General features: G+C 69.0%; 17 protein-coding genes. 9 read left to right on the top strand and 8 right to left on the bottom strand.

The genetic code is table 11. The features are described from left to right. Positions 1-14: 14 nt before the first annotated feature. The 4 genes from ACFUJ1_RS07480 (at position 15) to nrdE (ending at position 3,802) form a co-directional block, all read left to right on the top strand. A complete protein-coding gene (locus ACFUJ1_RS07480) occupies positions 15-581 on the top strand; it encodes an NAD(P)H-dependent oxidoreductase (RefSeq protein WP_378643636.1) in 567 nt (188 codons plus the stop codon). Between the two features lie 353 nt (positions 582-934). Continuing rightward, positions 935-1,168 carry a glutaredoxin-like protein NrdH gene (gene nrdH / locus ACFUJ1_RS07475; RefSeq protein ID WP_378611064.1) on the top strand — a complete coding sequence of 78 codons (234 nt, stop codon included), beginning with the start codon at positions 935-937 and terminating at the stop codon, positions 1,166-1,168. A 40-nt stretch (positions 1,169-1,208) separates the two neighbouring features. Further along, positions 1,209-1,715: a class Ib ribonucleoside-diphosphate reductase assembly flavoprotein NrdI gene (gene nrdI / locus ACFUJ1_RS07470; RefSeq protein ID WP_378643634.1), complete on the top strand. Its 507-nt coding sequence runs from the start codon at positions 1,209-1,211 to the stop codon at positions 1,713-1,715. Between the two features lie 5 nt (positions 1,716-1,720). Beyond that, positions 1,721-3,802 (top strand): class 1b ribonucleoside-diphosphate reductase subunit alpha, encoded by a 2,082-nt coding sequence (gene nrdE, locus ACFUJ1_RS07465; RefSeq protein ID WP_378643633.1) that lies wholly within the window; start codon positions 1,721-1,723, stop codon positions 3,800-3,802. Between the two features lie 61 nt (positions 3,803-3,863). Here the strand turns inward: nrdE and mgtE are convergent, their stop codons facing one another. The 3 genes from mgtE to sigK form a co-directional block, all read right to left on the bottom strand. Next, positions 3,864-5,234 carry a magnesium transporter gene (gene mgtE / locus ACFUJ1_RS07460; RefSeq protein WP_378643631.1) on the bottom strand — a complete coding sequence of 457 codons (1,371 nt, stop codon included), beginning with the start codon at positions 5,232-5,234 and terminating at the stop codon, positions 3,864-3,866. A gap of 283 nt (positions 5,235-5,517) precedes the next feature. Further along, positions 5,518-6,012: a hypothetical protein gene (locus ACFUJ1_RS07455; RefSeq protein WP_378643629.1), complete on the bottom strand. Its 495-nt coding sequence runs from the start codon at positions 6,010-6,012 to the stop codon at positions 5,518-5,520. Positions 6,013-6,059: 47 nt separating this feature from the next. After that, entirely contained in the window at positions 6,060-6,653 is a 594-nt protein-coding gene (gene sigK, locus ACFUJ1_RS07450; protein ID WP_378643626.1) for an ECF RNA polymerase sigma factor SigK, read from the bottom strand. A gap of 231 nt (positions 6,654-6,884) precedes the next feature. Here sigK and ACFUJ1_RS07445 point away from each other — a divergent pair, with 231 nt between their 5' ends. Next, the gene (locus ACFUJ1_RS07445) at positions 6,885-7,880 is read left to right on the top strand and encodes an LLM class F420-dependent oxidoreductase (RefSeq protein ID WP_378643624.1); all 996 of its coding nucleotides are present in this window, start codon (positions 6,885-6,887) and stop codon (positions 7,878-7,880) included. On the opposite strand, the gene ACFUJ1_RS07440 is transcribed toward ACFUJ1_RS07445, so the two are convergent. Beyond that, a complete protein-coding gene (locus tag ACFUJ1_RS07440) occupies positions 7,877-8,833 on the bottom strand; it encodes a helix-turn-helix transcriptional regulator (protein ID WP_378643621.1) in 957 nt (318 codons plus the stop codon). The two genes, ACFUJ1_RS07445 and ACFUJ1_RS07440, sit on opposite strands and share 4 nt — an antisense overlap. A 53-nt stretch (positions 8,834-8,886) precedes the next feature. On the opposite strand from ACFUJ1_RS07440, the gene ACFUJ1_RS07435 reads away from it, so the two are divergent. Further along, on the top strand, positions 8,887-9,282 hold the full coding sequence (locus ACFUJ1_RS07435; protein ID WP_378643618.1) for a RidA family protein: 396 nt from the start codon (positions 8,887-8,889) through the stop codon (positions 9,280-9,282). Between the two features lies 1 nt (position 9,283). On the opposite strand, the gene ACFUJ1_RS07430 is transcribed toward ACFUJ1_RS07435, so the two are convergent. Together ACFUJ1_RS07430 and ACFUJ1_RS07425 are read right to left on the bottom strand one after the other, a co-directional pair. Beyond that, complete coding sequence (locus tag ACFUJ1_RS07430) at positions 9,284-9,703, bottom strand: type II toxin-antitoxin system VapC family toxin (protein ID WP_378643616.1); 420 nt, start codon at positions 9,701-9,703, stop codon at positions 9,284-9,286. Further along, positions 9,696-9,950: a type II toxin-antitoxin system Phd/YefM family antitoxin gene (locus ACFUJ1_RS07425; protein ID WP_378643613.1), complete on the bottom strand. Its 255-nt coding sequence runs from the start codon at positions 9,948-9,950 to the stop codon at positions 9,696-9,698. Before ACFUJ1_RS07425 ends, ACFUJ1_RS07430 begins: the two co-directional genes overlap by 8 nt. A gap of 279 nt (positions 9,951-10,229) precedes the next feature. On the opposite strand from ACFUJ1_RS07425, the gene ACFUJ1_RS07420 reads away from it, so the two are divergent. Next, a complete protein-coding gene (locus ACFUJ1_RS07420) occupies positions 10,230-11,075 on the top strand; it encodes an intradiol ring-cleavage dioxygenase (protein WP_378643784.1) in 846 nt (281 codons plus the stop codon). A gap of 51 nt (positions 11,076-11,126) precedes the next feature. On the opposite strand, the gene ACFUJ1_RS07415 is transcribed toward ACFUJ1_RS07420, so the two are convergent. Continuing rightward, on the bottom strand, positions 11,127-12,032 hold the full coding sequence (locus ACFUJ1_RS07415) for a hypothetical protein (RefSeq protein WP_378643610.1): 906 nt from the start codon (positions 12,030-12,032) through the stop codon (positions 11,127-11,129). A 155-nt stretch (positions 12,033-12,187) separates the two neighbouring features. Here ACFUJ1_RS07415 and nrdF point away from each other — a divergent pair, with 155 nt between their 5' ends. Next, complete coding sequence (gene nrdF, locus ACFUJ1_RS07410; RefSeq protein WP_378611049.1) at positions 12,188-13,150, top strand: class 1b ribonucleoside-diphosphate reductase subunit beta; 963 nt, start codon at positions 12,188-12,190, stop codon at positions 13,148-13,150. Positions 13,151-13,166: 16 nt separating this feature from the next. Here nrdF and ACFUJ1_RS07405 read toward each other — a convergent pair whose 3' ends face one another. After that, positions 13,167-14,219, bottom strand: a complete 1,053-nt coding sequence (locus ACFUJ1_RS07405) for an ABC transporter substrate-binding protein (protein WP_378643608.1) — start codon at positions 14,217-14,219, stop codon at positions 13,167-13,169. A gap of 142 nt (positions 14,220-14,361) precedes the next feature. Between ACFUJ1_RS07405 and ctaD the strand changes: the two genes are divergently transcribed. Next, the gene (ctaD, locus tag ACFUJ1_RS07400; protein ID WP_378643606.1) at positions 14,362-16,104 is read left to right on the top strand and encodes a cytochrome c oxidase subunit I; all 1,743 of its coding nucleotides are present in this window, start codon (positions 14,362-14,364) and stop codon (positions 16,102-16,104) included. Positions 16,105-16,117 lie beyond the last annotated feature (13 nt).

The following is a 16,117-nucleotide window of genomic DNA, read 5'->3' as shown; positions in this document are numbered from 1 at the left end:
CATCAGGAGTCGTCATGAGCCAGACCAGCGTTCTCGTCCTCGTCGGCAGCCTGCGCGCCGCCTCGGTCAACCGGCAGCTCGCCGAGGCCGCGGTGCACGCCGCTCCCGAGGGCGTATCGGTGTCGCTGTACGAGGGGCTCGGCGACGTCCCGTTCTACAACGAGGACATCGACGTCCCCGGCTCCGTGCCCGCCGCCGCGCAGTCGCTGCGCGACGCCGTCGCCGCCGCCGACGCGCTGCTGCTGGTCACCCCCGAGTACAACGGCACCATCACCGCCGTGCTCAAGAACGCCATCGACTGGGCCTCCCGCCCGTACGGCTCCGGCGCCGTCAAGGGCAAGCCGGTCGCCATCGTGAGCGCCTCGATCAGCCCCAACGCCGCGGCGTGGGCGCACGGCGACACCGTCAAGGCGGTCGGCGTCGCGGGCGGCACCGTGGTCGAGGCCGCGCACGCGCGGTTCGGCGGGATCGGCGAGCGCTTCGGCGCCGCGCACCCGCGCGAGGACGCCGAGGCGCTGACCCAGCTCGGCGCCACCCTGCACGAGCTGGTGAGTGCCGCCGGCGAGCGCGTCGACGCCTGATTCCACTCCGTCCCTGCGCCCCGTCCACCCCGGTGGGCGGGGCGCCGCGCTGTGTCCGCTGTGACTGGCGATGTGCGAGGGGCGAGAGTTTGCTGAGGTGCCGCCGAGGGCGTGTTTTGTGATCTGGATCACATGTTTTGGGAAGCGTCCTCGGCGTGTCCTGGGAGTTAATTCCACGGATGTGACTCACCAGGTCTAGTGCTGCTCGGTTCTGTCGGCCACTAGGTGTAGTGTCTGCCGTACCGAATCGCACACCCCGTCCACCGCCCCCGGCGGGAACTGTCAAGGGGATGTTCGGGCCGGGATCCAAAAGTTTGCGCAGGGACATTCGGCCGTGGATGAGAGGGACATCAATGACCATCACCGTGTACACCAAGCCCGCGTGCGTCCAGTGCAATGCCACCTACAAGGCGCTCGACAAGGCCGGGGTGGATTACAGCATCGTCGACATCTCGCAGAACGACGACGCCCGTGATTTCGTGATGGCGCTCGGCTACCTGCAGGCGCCCGTCGTCGTGGCGGGCGAGGAGCACTGGTCCGGCTTCCGGCCGGACCGGATCAAGGCGCTCGCCACCGTCGCGGCCTGAGCCGCAGGGCCGCCAGGCGGCCCATTTCCAGGAGGGTGTCGTGACCGGACTCGTCTACTTCTCCAGCGCGTCGGAGAACACCCACCGCTTCGTGACCAAACTGGCGCTGCCCGCCCGGCGTATCCCGCTGCACCTCTCCGAGACGCTGCGCGTGGACGAGCCGTTCGTGCTGATCTGCCCCACCTACGGCGGCGGCAAGCACCTCGACGGCCGCCGCTCCGACAAGGAATTCGTGCCAAGGCAGGTGGCCAAGTTCCTCAACGATCCGCACAACCGCGCCCTGCTGCGCGGGGTCGTCGCCGCTGGTAACACCAACTTCGGCGAGACGTTTTGCTTTGCGGGCGAGGTGATCTCGCGCAAGTGCGCGGTTCCGTACCTCTACCGCTTCGAATTGATGGGAACCGCAGAGGACGTGGACCGCGTCCGCGAAGGATTGGGATTGTTTTGGCAACAGCAACGACAGCACCGGCCGGAAAGTCAGCCCGCCTGGAGCAGCCCCCGGTCCGCGGCGGAGACGCCGGAGAGGGCCTCGATTACCACGCCCTGAACGCGATGCTGAACCTCTACGGCGCGGACGGACGCATCCAGTTCGACCGCGATCGGGAGGCCGCGCGGCAGTACTTCCTGCAGCACGTCAACCAGAACACCGTCTTCTTCCACAACCTCGACGAGAAGCTCGACTACCTGGTGGAGGAGAACTACTACGAGGGCGAGGTGCTGGAGAAGTACGGCCGCTCCTTCGTGAAGGGGCTGTTCGAGCAGGCCTACGCGAAGAAGTTCCGGTTCCCGACCTTCCTCGGCGCGTTCAAGTACTACACCTCGTACACGCTCAAGACCTTCGACGGGAAGCGGTACCTGGAGCGCTTCGAGGACCGGGTCTGCATGGTCGCGCTCACCCTCGCCGACGGCGACGAGAAGCTCGCCGCCGAGCTGGTCGAGGAGATCATCACCGGCCGCTTCCAGCCGGCCACCCCGACCTTCCTGAACTCGGGCAAGAAGCAGCGCGGCGAGCCGGTGAGCTGCTTCCTGCTGCGCATCGAGGACAACATGGAGTCCATCGGGCGCTCGATCAACTCCGCGCTGCAGCTCTCCAAGCGCGGCGGCGGAGTCGCGCTGCTGCTCAGCAATATCCGCGAGCACGGCGCCCCGATCAAGAAGATCGAGAACCAGAGCTCCGGCGTCATCCCGATCATGAAGCTGCTGGAGGATTCCTTCTCCTACGCCAACCAGCTCGGCGCGCGGCAGGGCGCGGGAGCGGTGTACCTGCACGCGCACCACCCGGACATCTATCGCTTCCTCGACACCAAGCGGGAGAACGCGGACGAGAAGATCCGGATCAAGACCCTCTCGCTCGGCGTGGTGATCCCGGACATCACCTTCGAGCTGGCGCGGAACAACGAGGACATGTACCTCTTCTCGCCGTACGACGTCGAGCGCATCTACGGCAAGCCGTTCGCCGACGTGAACATCACCGAGAAGTACTACGAGATGGTCGACGACAAGCGGATCCGCAAGTCCAAGATCCGGGCCCGCGAGTTCTTCCAGACCATCGCCGAGCTGCAGTTCGAGTCCGGCTACCCGTACATCATGTACGAGGACACCGTGAACCGCGCCAACCCGATCGCGGGCAAGATCACGCACTCCAACCTGTGCTCGGAGATCCTGCAGGTCTCGACGCCGTCGACCTACCACGACGACCTGTCCTACGACCACGTCGGCAAGGACATCTCCTGCAACCTCGGCTCGCTGAACATCGCCAAGACGATGGACTCGCCCGACTTCGCGCGCACCATCGACGTCTCGATCCGCGCGCTCACCGCCGTCTCCGACCAGACCCACATCTTTTCGGTGCCCTCCATCGAACAGGGCAACAACGCCTCGCACGCCATCGGCCTCGGCCAGATGAACCTGCACGGCTACCTGGCCCGCGAGCACATCCACTACGGCTCGCCCGAGGGCATCGACTTCACCAACATCTACTTCTACACGGTGGTGTATCACGCACTGCGCGCCTCGAACCGGATCGCCATCGAGCGCGGCTCGTACTTCGGCGGCTTCCCGGAATCCAAGTACGCCAGCGGCGAGTACTTCGACAAGTACACCGAGCGCACCTGGGAGCCGGAGACCGACCGCGTCCGGCAGCTCTTCGCCGACGCGGGCGTACACATCCCCACCCAGCAGGACTGGCTGGAGCTGAAGTCCTCCGTCATGGAGCACGGCATCTACAACCAGAACCTGCAGGCCGTCCCGCCCACCGGCTCGATCTCCTACATCAACCACTCCACCAGCTCCATCCACCCGGTGGCGTCGAAGATCGAGATCCGCAAGGAAGGCAAGATCGGCCGCGTCTACTACCCGGCCCCCTACATGGACAACGACAACCTCGAGTACTACGAGGACGCCTACGAAATCGGCTACGAGAAGATCGTCGACACCTACGCCGCCGCCACCCAGCACGTGGACCAGGGGCTCTCGCTGACGCTGTTCTTCAAGGACACCGCCAGCACGCGCGATCTCAACAAGGCGCAGATCTACGCGTGGCGCAAGGGGATCAAGACGCTCTACTACATCCGGTTGCGGCAGATGGCGCTCGAGGGGACCGAGGTCGAGGGCTGCGTCAGCTGCATGCTGTAGACGGCACCACAGCGAGGACCGACGGCCACGCACCGCGATCGGTGCGTGGCCGCGCCGTACTTCAGATCCCGAGCACCAGCTTGGCGATGGTGAAGTAGAGGATCAGCCCGGTGGCGTCGACCAGCGTGGTCACCATGGGCGCGGAGACGACCGCGGGGTCGATGCGCAACCGCTTGGCGAGCAGCGGCATCATCCCGCCGATGGTCGCGGCCCAGGCGCAGATCAGCACCAGCGTGAGCCCGACGACGATCGCCACCTTCGGCCCGACGAAGACCCCGCCGATCAACACACCGGCGACGGCGAGCATGCTGCCGAGCACGAACCCGACCCGGCACTCCCGCCAGATCACCTTGAGCAGGTCACCGCCGCGCACCTCGCCGACCGCGACCGCGCGCACGCACGCCGTCGCCGCCTGGGCTCCGGCATTGCCGCCCGCGCCGATGAGCAGCGGGATGAACAGCGCGAGCTGCGCCGCCTGCTCGAGGGTGCCCTCGAAAAAGTCGGTGACGCTCACGGTCAGGGTGGCGGCGACCAGCAGGAGCAGCAGCCAGAGCGCGCGGTAGCGCGCCAGCTGGAAGACCCCGGCCGCCATGTAGTGCCCGGCCCACGGCGCGGAGCCCGCCTGCTTGGCGACGTCCTCGCTGTCCGCGGCCTCGATCACCTCGACCGCGTCGTCGATGGTGAGCAGCCCGACCAGCCGGTCCTCGCTGTCCACGACCGGCAGGTCGATGACGTTGGTCTCGCGCATCACGCGAGCGGCGCGCTCGGCGGAGTCGGTGGCGCGCACGAAGGCGGGCTCGGTGCGCACCAGGTCGGCGACCAGGTCCTCGGGGCCGCTGAGCACGAGTTCGCGCAGCTCGACCACGCCGGTGAGCCTGCGCCCGGTGTCCACCACCGGCAGGGTGTAGACGGTTTCGGCACGGCCGCCCTTGGCGCGCACGGTCTGCAGCGCCGCGGCCACGGTGAGGTCGCGCGGGAGCGCCACCACCTCGGGGGTCATGTAGAGCCCGACCGACCCCTCCGGGTAGCCGAGCAGCCCGGCGGTCATCCGGCGTTCGCGCGGACTCAGCCCGGCGAGCACCTTCTTGGCGACGGTGGCGGGCGCCTCGCGCAGCATGCGGGCCCGGTCGTCCGGGGCCATGTTCTCGATCAGGTCACGGAAGCTCTTGTCCCGCAACCCCTCCAGGATCTGCTGCTGATCGACCGGCTCGAGCTCCTCGAAAACGGCGAGCGCGAGATCCTTGTCGAGCAGCCGGAACGCCATGCCCGCGCGGACGGCGTCCATCCGGGCGAGCTGGTCGGCGATGGCGTGCGGCGAGTGGTTGCCGAGCCAGTCCAGCGCGGCGTCGGCGCGGCGCGTCTCCACGAGTTCCTGCACGGTGTCCGGCAGCGAGAGCGCCGGGCGTACGTCGATGACATCGGTTTGCGACATGGGAGATCCCCTCGGCACGAGGCAATGGGTGAGCGAGTTCTACGACTGCGTCACACCGCGAGGCACTACCCAACGCGCGCACCCGGACGGACAGCCGGGGGGATCGGAATGATCAGAGCGAAGGGGCGGCGCCGCGCGGCCTTCGACTGGGAGGTTCACTGCACATGACAGTCCACCTCCTCGTTCCGGGTGCGGGGCGAGTGCCGCCGCGGGAATCAACGTGGGCGAGAGTACACCGCCGCGCTGCGGATTTCACCTCGTGGCGCGGGCGCGGTGACGGCGCTCATAGCGTGAGCGCGGCTTCGACATCGGGCCAGGTAGGGGTGTGGGTCACCCAATCCGGCGCGGGTTCGCGCCGATGCCCGTAGAGGTAGAGGTGCGGAACCAGGCCGCGCAGCGCGCGGTGCACGTCGAGCCGGTCGTCGATCATGTGCGTGATGCCGAGTTCGCGGCAGTGCACCGCCTTCTCCGGGCGGGCCCGGCAGAACCGGAGGTTGCCGTCCGGCACCCCGGTGCGGGCGTGGAAATCGTTGTGCGCCAACCACTCCCGGGTCCTGGCCTCGATGCGCGGCCCGCATTTCGAGATCAGCCAGGCGCGCTGTTCGAAGCGCGCGACCAGGCGGGCGAGCACCTCGAAGGCGTGCGGTTCGGGGGGTGTGCGCATGGCGTCGGCGTGGCTGCCGTCCAGGAAGACGGTGTCGGCGGCGCCGGATTCGGCCGCCGCGCCCATGACGACCCGGCCGAAATCAATGCCGAGCCGCGGAATGTTGTCGTTCATCAGGAATTCAGGATGACCGGAATTCCCGCGGTCCGCCTTCGAATTTTCTAACCGGCGGCGACCACGGTGTCGGCGACCTCGGTGCGCAGTCGGCGCAGCCCGTCCCGGATCCGGCTCTTGACCGTGGAGAGCGGAATGCCGAGCTGGTCGGCGACCTCGGGGTAGCTGCGGCCGCCGTAGTAGGCGAGTGTGATGGCCTCGCGTTGAATCGGGGTGAGCACCCGCATGCCGTCGGCCACCGAACTCGCCTCCAGCCTGCGGGTGACCGATTCGGTGACCACGTCGTGGTCGACCGGCCGGTGCGCGTGCCCGAAGACCAGGTCGCGCGCCGACGCCGCGGCCTCCCGGCGCACCCGGTCGACCGCGCGCCGGTGGGTGAGCATCAGGAGCCAGCCGAGCGGGCTCGACATCCCGGCGTCGTACCGCGCCGCGGTCAGCCACACCTGGAGGTACACCTCCTGGGTGATCTCCTCCGCCGCCGCCTCGCGCCGCACCACCCGCAGCGCGAGGCCGTAGGCCCTGGCGCTGGTGGCGCGGTAGAAGCCGGTGAAGGCGGACCGGTCGTTGTGCGCGACGGCCGCGAGCAGCGCGTCCAACTCGGACCGTTCCCCCGGCTCACCCGACGTGTGCGCTCGCGTCATTTCCGCTGGTCCCTTCGTTTCGGGCGCACCCGCACACCCCGTGTGCGCGCGTACTGCCCGCGCGAAACGGCCGCAAACTCCCGGATCGGTGGACCGATCCGGTCCCGCTTTCGGCCGTGATCGGAATTGCGCGCGCGGAGCGCCGAATCGTTGCCCGCGCGGCGCCGGCTCGACAGAGTGGAAGATGGGCGCGTGTGCGCCCGACACGCGACGACACACGAGGAGAGTGCTGTGCGCTTCGGAATCTTCGTCCCGCAGGGGTGGCGGCTGGATCTGGTCGGCATCGACACCGCCGCGCAGTGGGGGGTGCTGCGGGATCTCGCCGCGCGCGCGGACGCGAACCCGGTCTGGGAGTCGCTGTGGGTCTACGACCACTTCCACACGGTGCCGGAGCCGACCGAGGAGGCCACGCACGAGGCGTGGACGCTCATGTCGGCCTTCGCGGCGACCACCTCGCGGATCCGGCTGGGTCAGATGTGTACCGCGATCAGCTACCGCAACCCCGCCTACCTGGCGAAGGTCGCCGCCACCGTGGACGCCATCTCCGGCGGCCGCACCGAGATGGGCATCGGCGGCGGCTGGTACGAGCACGAGTGGCGCGCCTACGGGTACGGCTTCCCCACCGCCGGTGAGCGGCTCGGCAGGCTGGACGAGGGCGTGCAGATCTTCCGGCAGGCCTGGACCACGGGCAGCGCCACCCTGGACGGCAAGTACTACCAGGTAGACGGGGCCAGGGTGTACCCGCTGCCGCTGCAGGAGGGCGGGATCCCGCTGTGGATCGCGGGCGGCGGCGAGAAGAAGACGCTGAAGATCGCCGCCAAGTACGCGCAGTACACCAACTTCGCCGGCAACGACCCGGCGGAGTTCACCCACAAGTCCGAGATCCTGCGCGGGCACTGCACCGATGTCGGCACCGACTACGAGGCCATCGTGCGCAGCTCGAACTTCAACGTCGTGGTCGGCGCGAACGAGGCCGAGGTCGCGGAGCGCAAGAAGGCGATCGCCGACCGGCTCACGCCCGCGCTCGGCGCGGAGAAGGGGGCCGGGTACATCCAGAACCTGTCGGCGGGCGGGGCCGGGGTCGGCACGCCGGAGCAGATCATCGAGCGGCTGACGGCTCTGCAGAAGCTGGGGCTCGGGTACGCCATCTTCAACTTCCCGGAGTCGGCGTACGACACCAGCGGGATCGAGCTCTTCGAGAAGGAAGTGCTGCCCGCGCTGGTCTAGTCGCGGTAGCGGGCGGCCATCGCGGCGGCTCGCTTCCCGAGCGCGGTACGCAGTGCGTGTGGCGTGAGCACTTCCGCGTCGGCGGCGAGCTGCCACAGTGCCCATTCGGCGTGCCGGAGGTCCTGGAAGGTGAGTTCCAGGACGAGCAGGCCGTCCGCGTCGAGGTGCTCGGCGTGGACCGTCAACGCGGTGTCGGTCAGCTCCGCCCGCCGGGCCGGGCGGACCCGGACCGCAACGCTCAGCTGGTCGCCGCCGGTGCGGAACCGGGCGCCGCGCTCGCGCCAGATCTGTTCGAGATCGACACCTTCCGGGCGCTGCGCCGGTTCGTCCAGCGCCTCGGCCGCGTGCACCCTGGACAGCTTGTAGGTGCGGTCCTCGCCCTCCCTGAGGGCGAGCAGGTAGCGCTGGTCGCGAGCGGTGACCAGGCCGATCGGGTCCACCGTGCGCCACTGCGGCTCAACGCCGGCCGCGGCGTAGTGGATGCGCAACCGGTGCCCGGCGACGACCGCGCGGCGGATTTCCGCCATGACCTGAGCCGGGATGTCGTCGCGAGTGCGCCTGCGCTCGAGCAGGTCCGTCTCCGGTTCGTGCAGGAGTCGCCTGGCTCTCTCGCCCGCAGCGGCCGCATGGCTCTCCGGCAGCGCATCGGCCACTTTCCGCAGCGCCGACGCGAGCGCGGGCCCCAACCCGAAAGTTCCCGCTCCGGAGGTGAGCAGGGCCAGCGTCTCGTCGTGATTCAGCCCGGTGAGCTCGGTCCGGAAGCCGGGGAGCAGTGCGAACCCACCGTGCCGCCCGCGCTCGGCATAGACCGGGACCCCGGCGGTGGAGAGCGCCTCGATATCGCGCAGCACGGTCCGGGTGGAGACCTCCAGCTCGCGGGCGAGCGCGGGCGCCGTCATCCGGCCGCGGCTGCGCAGCAGCAGGACCAGCGAGACCAATCGGTCGGCGCGCACACCTCGAAAATACCCGACAGAGGATGTCGTGATTCGTTGCGAGGCTGGTCCGCATGGAACGAACCGCGATCAACCCTGTCACCTGGTCCCTGCCGCTGGGCTTCAACCAGGCCGAGCTGGTCACCACCCCCACCCGGACCCTCTACTGCTCCGGCCAGACCGCCATGAACGCCGACGGCGAACCCCAGCACCCCGGCGACCTCGCCGCCCAGCTCGCCCTGACCCTGGACAACCTGGAAGCCGTCCTCGCCGCCGCAGGCATGGGCCTCCCGAACCTGATCCGGCTGAACGTCTACACCACCGACGTCGACCTGCTCTTCCAGCACTACGGCGTGCTCGCCGCCCGACTCGGCGCGGCGGGCACTGCCCCCGCCACCACCATGCTCGGCGTCACCCGCCTCGCGGTCCCCGGTCAGCTGGTCGAGCTGGAGGGGACCGCCGTGGACTGAGCTACACCGCTACCACGGTCAGCAGCGGATCCAAGCCCTTGAAGTCGTCCGGATTGCGGGTGAACAGGGGCAAATCGTTGGACGAGGCGATCGCGGCAATCATCAGGTCCATTCGGCGCGGCCTCGGATTCCGCCCCGCCGCGACGGTCAATTTCGCTATCGAAGCGAATCGGCGGGCGGCGGTGGCGGAGAACGGTAGTGCGTCGAAGGCGTGCTCGATCTCCAGGAGGCGTTCGGTACGAAGTGCCAGCGCCGTCGGGTCGGGTGCCATCGCTATTCCCAGTCCCAGCTCCGCGAGCGTGACCGTGCAGATTCTCGCCTCGATCGGAAGGTCGTCCTCCTCGAGGTCCCCCAGATCGATCAGGGTGCAGGTATCGAGCAGCCCGACGGGGTAGCGGAACTTCGTCCCCGGCTCAGTCATCCAGCCGCTCCTCGCCGAATGCGGCGTCGATCTCCGCGCGTTCCTCCGCTCCGCTCGCCTGGCCCGCGAACCTGGCGAGCCGCCGCCGTAGTTCGGTGGTCGTCAGGCCTCGGGGGCGGGTGAGTGGACGCAGCTCGCCGACGGGCTGCCCGTTGCGGGTGATGATGAAGTCCTCACCCGCTTCGAGCGCGTCCATGACGCCCGCGCTTCCATTGCGGAGTTCGGCCTGGCTGATCGTCCTGGTCATATGCCGATGATAGCGGCGGGTGCTATCGGATGCTATCCGGTTATCGCGCGTGATCTGTCGAAGCATGAATCCCCCTGAAGCCCCTCGAGTAGACGCGACCGCGTCGGTGGCGGTCACTGTAGTGCGGGCCACCGACACACAGGATTCTCCCAGCGCGCATCCAGCTTCGTGCCGGGCCCGGCCCCTACTGTCGCTCCTGACCAGCGGAAACGACGAAAAGGGGTTGCAGTGGGGCACTCGGGCGAGCGGCACGAGCACGATCTGGGGCTGGCGCACGACATGCGCACCATGTCGCGTCGGCGGGCACTGTTCTTCTTCGGCGCGGGCGCGGGCGCGGCGGGGCTGGCGGCGGCCGGGTGCGCGTCCGGCTCGGACACCGCGACGACCTCGACCGCCGCGACCACAACGGCGAGCACCTCCGTCGCCGCGGCCCCGCAGGAGACGGCGGGGCCATACCCGGGTGACGGTTCCAACGGGCCGAACGTGCTGGTGCAGTCCGGCGTGGTGCGCAGCGACATCACCACCAGCTTCGGCGGGTTCACCGGCACCGCCGACGGGGTGCCGATGACGCTGCGGATCACCCTGAAGGACCTGGCGAACTCCGGCGCGGCCGGCACCGGGATGGCGGTGTACGTGTGGCACTGCGACCGGGACGGCGAGTACTCGCTGTACGGCAGCGGCATCACCGAGCAGAACTACCTGCGCGGAGTCCAGGTGGCGGACGCGGACGGCACCGTCACCTTCACCTCGATCTTCCCGGCCTGCTACTCCGGCCGCTGGCCGCACATCCACTTCGAGGTCTACGACTCGCTCGAGGTAGCCATCGCGGGTGAGAACGCGCGGCTCACCTCGCAGATCGCGCTCCCGCAGGACGCCTGCGAGCAGGTTTTCGCTGCCGACCCGGGGTACGCGCAGAGCACCCGCAATATCGCGCAGGTCTCGCTCGACTCCGACAATGTCTTCGGTGATGGCTGGGACGCGGAGCTCGCCACCGTCACCGGCTCGCCGAGTGATCGAGTGCAGGTCGCGATCACGGTCGGGGTGGCGGAGAAGTCGCAGAACACGCAGTCTCAGCAGGCGCCGCCCGGTGGAGGGCCGCCGGGCGGGCCGCCGCCCGGTCGCTGACTCGTTTCGTGAGATACAGCCGCTCGTTGGGCTGCCTGCAGAGGACGCGCCCTACCCGGCCGCGAGCGGGACGGCGGCGCGGAGGACCTCGGCCACGACCTCAGGGGTCAGGTCATCGGGCTGGATCGTGCCGAGGCTCACCGCGGCCCGGCGCGGCCCGGCCTCTTCATCGAAGGCGGTAGCGGGCAGCGGCGGCCCGATGGGCACCCGCACAGCGTGCATGAGCCCGACCGCTTCGCAATCGTCGCAGTGCACCGGGTGCCCGTCGACCTCGAAGCGCACTGCGCCGAGCTGCTGCTCGCCCACCTGGCCGAGCGTCAGCAGGAACCGCTGCTCGCGGTAAGCGAACCGGCACTCCCACAGCCGGACAGCCTCGGCCCGGACGCCGAGCGCCGCGGTGACCGCGCACGGGTCGGTGTTCGCGAACGGGGTACTCGCCCGGCGCGGCTCCGCCCGCCAGCGCGCGGCGGCCGCGCCGGCGAGCCGGGTGGCGGGAGCGCAGCTCTCCGCGCTCCGCGAGGTGAGGTCCAGGTCCAGCTCGAGTACCGGGCCGAGCCGCACGGTCGTCTCGCAGGACCGCGGCCCGCCGGGCTCGGGGGCGGTCTCGCGCACGGTGGCCGGTGCGCCGTCAATGGTTGTGGCGACGGCATCCGTCCCCGGCTCGAGCGGGCCGTTCGCCGAGGCGACTTGCCACATGACGGCGACCGCCGGATCGTCCGCGATGATCCCGCAGATATCCAGCCCGGCGGGAACGGGGGGCTCGCCGAACCCCGCTTCGGCGAGCTCGGCGGGCTCGAGCAGCGCACAGACGTCGATGGCCCTCGCCCGCTCCAGCAGTGCGCCCAGCTCCGCGTCACCGGCGGGCCGCTGTGCCCAGTAGTCCGGTTCGGCCTGCCCGCGCCCGCAACCGGACAGCGCCAGGCAGCAGGCGACGAGCGACAGCAGCTTCCAGAACACGTTTCCCCCTCCGGCACGGCCGCGACGGCAGGTGCCGAGAGCCACCGTACGCGGCGGATTCGCGACATTCATGCCACTAGTTCTTGTGCTGCGAAGGCTCCCGGTCCACAAGAGGTAGTGTTCTCGGGACCACGTCGCTAACCGGAGGCTGCAGCATGAAACTGATCGATCGGGTGTCGGCCATCAACTGGAATCGGGTGCCCGACGAGAAGGACGCCGAGGTGTGGGACCGGCTGACCGGCAACTTCTGGCTGCCCGAGAAGGTGCCGGTGTCGAACGACATCCCGTCCTGGGCGACGCTGACCCCGGACGAGAAGCAGCTCACCATGCGGGTCTTCACCGGGCTCACCCTGCTGGACACCATTCAGGGCACGGTCGGCGCGGTGAGCCTGATCCCGGACGCGGTGACGCAGCACGAGGAGGCGGTGCTCACCAATATCGCGTTCATGGAGTCGGTGCACGCGAAGAGCTACAGCTCGATCTTCTCGACGCTCTGCTCGACGCGCGAGATCGACGAGGCGTTCCGCTGGTCGGAGGAGAACCGCAACCTGCAGCGCAAGGCCGAGATCGTGCTCGGGTACTACAACGGCGACGATCCGCTCAAGCGCAAGGTGGCCTCGACGCTGCTGGAGAGCTTCCTCTTCTACTCCGGCTTCTACCTGCCGATGCACTGGTCCTCGCGGGCCAAGCTGACCAACACCGCGGACATGATCCGGCTGATCATCCGGGACGAGGCGGTGCACGGCTACTACATCGGCTACAAGTACCAGAAGGGCCTGGAGCTGGTCTCGCAGGCGGAGCGCGACGAGCTGAAGAACTACACCTTCGAGCTGCTCTTCGAGCTGTACGAGAACGAGGCGGAGTACACCCAGGATCTGTACGACGAGGTCGGGCTCACCGAGGACGTCAAGAAGTTCTTGCGCTACAACGCCAACAAGGCGCTGATGAACCTCGGGTACGAGGGGCTCTTCCCGAAGGACGAGACCGACGTGAACCCGGCCATCCTCTCCGCGCTCTCGCCGAATGCCGACGAGAACCACGACTTCTTCTCCGGCTCCGGCTCCAGCTACGTCATCGGCAAGGCCGTGAACACCGAAGACGAGGACTGGGAGTTCTGAGCCGACGGCGGCTACGTCACCCGGTGACGTAGCCGTTCAGGTTCTGTCGCACGTCGGTGAGCAGGGCGCGGGCGGCGACCAGCCCGCTGCCGTGCCAGACCGAGTCCTCCACCGCGAAGACCCGCTGGTCGGTGGCGGCGCCGAGCTCTTTCCAGGCGCTCGAGCGGAGCACCGATTCGCCGTACTCCCGGCCCGCCTCGCCATCGAAGAGCACGAAGATCACGTCGCCCTCGACCTGGTCCAGGTCGTCCGCGCCGACGGTGAAGGAGGCGCCGCGCTGGTTCTGCGGCCTGCGCACCCCGATGTCGGTGAGCACGCCGCCCGCGAAGGTGTCGGTGCCCTGCACGGTGATGCTGTCCGCGCCGAACCGGATCACCGATGCCTGCGACTGCGCGGCGGCGACGGCGGGTTCGGCGCCGATGGCGGGGGCGTCGGCGCGGTAGCCGGCCAGCGCCGCCTCGGCGACCTCGGCGCGGGCGAGCCCGGCCGCGAGCCCGACGAACTCGGCGGCCCAGCCGCTGCCGCTCCCGGCCAGCACGGTGGGGGCGACGGCGGCGAGCGCGGCGTAGTCGCCCTGGCCCTGCGTGCCGATGATGACGTCCGGGTCCAGCTCGGCGATCCGGGCCGGGTCCGGGGCGCCGTCCGGGCCGACCGAGGCGATCCGCTTGACCCCGTAGCCCAGGTAGTCGGGCTGCGGGCCGTCCGGGCTTGTCGTGCCGACGACCCGCTCCCACAGCCCGAGCGCGCAGGCGGCGTCGAGCGCGGGGGTGCCGAGCACGACGATGCGCTGCGGGTCGGCGGGCACCTGGGCGACCCCGCCGGTGTGCGTCACCGCGCGGGTGCCAGGCCCCGGGTCGGGGCGGCTCGGCAGCGGGCACGCCTGGCTGGTGTCGCGCTCCAGCCCGACCACGCCCGCCCCCGCGATATTGGTGGTGGTGCGGATGATCGTGCTGGCATCGTCGGTCTGCTGACCGCAACCCGCCAGCAGCAGCGTGCCCGCCGCGAGCACCACCAGGGTGCGCGGGCTGGCGGACAGGAATCGGGTGCGGACGCGGGCACTCACCGGCATGCGGTGAGGGTACAGGCGGAGTGGGTGGTACCCACCTGCGCATCGGCCCGGAACGGAAATACGACACAGAGTAGGACCGGAGTCGGACCGCCCCGGCCATAAGGTTTACGATCTGGGGAGCGCACGCGAACGAGGAGGATCAGTGACTGCTGTTGAGCCCCAGCCGGTCAAACAGGTGGAAGCGTCTCGGCCGTATCCAGCCCGCACCGGGCCGAAGGGGTCGTTCCTCTACAAGATGGTCACCACCACGGACCCCAAGGTCCTCGGTGTCATGTACCTGACCACCTCCATGAGCTTCTTCCTCATCGGCGGCCTGATGGCGCTGCTGATGCGCGGCGAGCTGGCCCGCCCCGGCCTGCAGTTCCTCTCGCCCGAGCAGTTCAACCAGCTGTTCACCATGCACGGCACGATCATGCTGCTCTTCTACGCGACGGCGATCGTGTTCGGCTTCGCGAACATCATCCTGCCGCTGCAGATCGGCGCCCCCGACGTCGCCTTCCCGCGGCTGAACGCCTTCAGCTACTGGCTGTACGCGTTCGGCGCGACCATGGCGACCGCGGGCTTCATCACCCCCGGCGGTGCCGCGGACTTCGGCTGGACGGCGTACGTGCCGCTCACCGACATCCTGCACTCGCCCGGCGTCGGCACCGACCTGTGGATCCTCGGCCTGGCCGTCTCCGGCCTCGGCACCATCCTCGGCGGTGTCAACATGCTGACCACGGTCGTCTGCCTGCGCGCTCCTGGCATGACCATGTTCCGGATGCCGATCTTCACCTGGAACATCGCCGTCACCTCGGTGCTGGTCATCCTCGCGTTCCCGCTGCTCACCGCCGCGCTCTTCGGCCTCGCGTACGACCGGCACCTCGGCGGCCACATCTACGACCCGGCCACCGGCGGCATCCTGCTGTACCAGCACCTGTTCTGGTTCTTCGGGCACCCCGAGGTCTACATCATCGCGCTGCCCTTCTTCGGCATCGTGTCGGAGATCTTCCCGGTGTTCTCGCGCAAGCCGATCTTCGGCTACACCACCCTGGTCTACGCGACGCTCGGGATCGCGGCGCTCTCGATCGCGGTGTGGGCGCACCACATGTACGCCACCGGCGCGGTGCTGCTGCCCTACTTCTCCTTCATGACGTTCCTGATCGCGGTGCCGACCGGCGTGAAGTTCTTCAACTGGATCGGCACCATGTGGCGCGGCCAGCTGACCTTCGAATCACCGATGCTCTTCTCGCTCGGCTTCCTGGTCACCTTCCTCTTCGGCGGCCTCTCCGGCGTCATCCTGGCCTCCCCGCCGCTGGACTTCCACGTCACCGACTCGTACTTCGTGGTCGCGCACTTCCACTACGTGCTCTTCGGCACCATCGTGTTCGCCACCTTCGCGGGCATCTACTTCTGGTTCCCGAAGATGACCGGCCGGATGATGGACGAGCGGCTCGGCAAGTGGCACTTCTGGGCCACCTTCATCGGCTTCCACACCACGTTCCTCGTGCAGCACTGGCTTGGCGCGGAGGGCATGCCGCGGCGCTACGCCGACTACCTGCCGACCGACGGCTTCACCACGCTGAACACCATCTCCACCATCGGCGCCTTCGTGCTCGGCGCCTCGATGCTCCCGTTCATCTGGAACGTCTTCAAGAGCTTCCGGTACGGCGAGGTGGTCACCGTCGACGACCCGTGGGGCTACGGCAACTCGCTGGAGTGGGCGACCACCTGCCCGCCGCCGCGGCACAACTTCTACGAGCTGCCGCGCATCCGCTCCGAGCGCCCCGCGTTCGAGCTGCACTACCCGCACATGATCGACCGGATGCGGGAAGAGGCGCACGTCGGCTGGGGCACCACGAAGCACCAGGCCGAGTCCGACGAGCGGGTGGCGCTCTCCAAGTAACCGTGTGACCCCG

Source organism: Nocardia sp. NPDC057227 (genome assembly GCF_042669725.1).
Classification (GTDB): domain Bacteria; phylum Actinomycetota; class Actinomycetes; order Mycobacteriales; family Mycobacteriaceae; genus Nocardia; species Nocardia asteroides_A.
This window is presented reverse-complemented; position numbering and strand designations above follow the sequence as displayed.

Coding starts and splice junctions, on each gene's coding strand:
- ACFUJ1_RS07480 (WP_378643636.1), top strand. CDS start 15: ATGAGCCAGACCAGCGTTCTCGTCCTCGTCGGCAGCCTGCGCGCCGCC.
- nrdH (WP_378611064.1), top strand. CDS start 935: ATGACCATCACCGTGTACACCAAGCCCGCGTGCGTCCAGTGCAATGCC.
- nrdE (WP_378643633.1), top strand. CDS start 1,721: ATGCTGAACCTCTACGGCGCGGACGGACGCATCCAGTTCGACCGCGAT.
- mgtE (WP_378643631.1), bottom strand. CDS start 5,234: ATGTCGCAAACCGATGTCATCGACGTACGCCCGGCGCTCTCGCTGCCG.
- ACFUJ1_RS07455 (WP_378643629.1), bottom strand. CDS start 6,012: ATGAACGACAACATTCCGCGGCTCGGCATTGATTTCGGCCGGGTCGTC.
- sigK (WP_378643626.1), bottom strand. CDS start 6,653: ATGACGCGAGCGCACACGTCGGGTGAGCCGGGGGAACGGTCCGAGTTG.
- ACFUJ1_RS07435 (WP_378643618.1), top strand. CDS start 8,887: ATGGAACGAACCGCGATCAACCCTGTCACCTGGTCCCTGCCGCTGGGC.
- ACFUJ1_RS07430 (WP_378643616.1), bottom strand. CDS start 9,703: ATGACTGAGCCGGGGACGAAGTTCCGCTACCCCGTCGGGCTGCTCGAT.
- ACFUJ1_RS07425 (WP_378643613.1), bottom strand. CDS start 9,950: ATGACCAGGACGATCAGCCAGGCCGAACTCCGCAATGGAAGCGCGGGC.
- ACFUJ1_RS07420 (WP_378643784.1), top strand. CDS start 10,230: ATGCGCACCATGTCGCGTCGGCGGGCACTGTTCTTCTTCGGCGCGGGC.
- nrdF (WP_378611049.1), top strand. CDS start 12,188: ATGAAACTGATCGATCGGGTGTCGGCCATCAACTGGAATCGGGTGCCC.
- ACFUJ1_RS07405 (WP_378643608.1), bottom strand. CDS start 14,219: ATGCCGGTGAGTGCCCGCGTCCGCACCCGATTCCTGTCCGCCAGCCCG.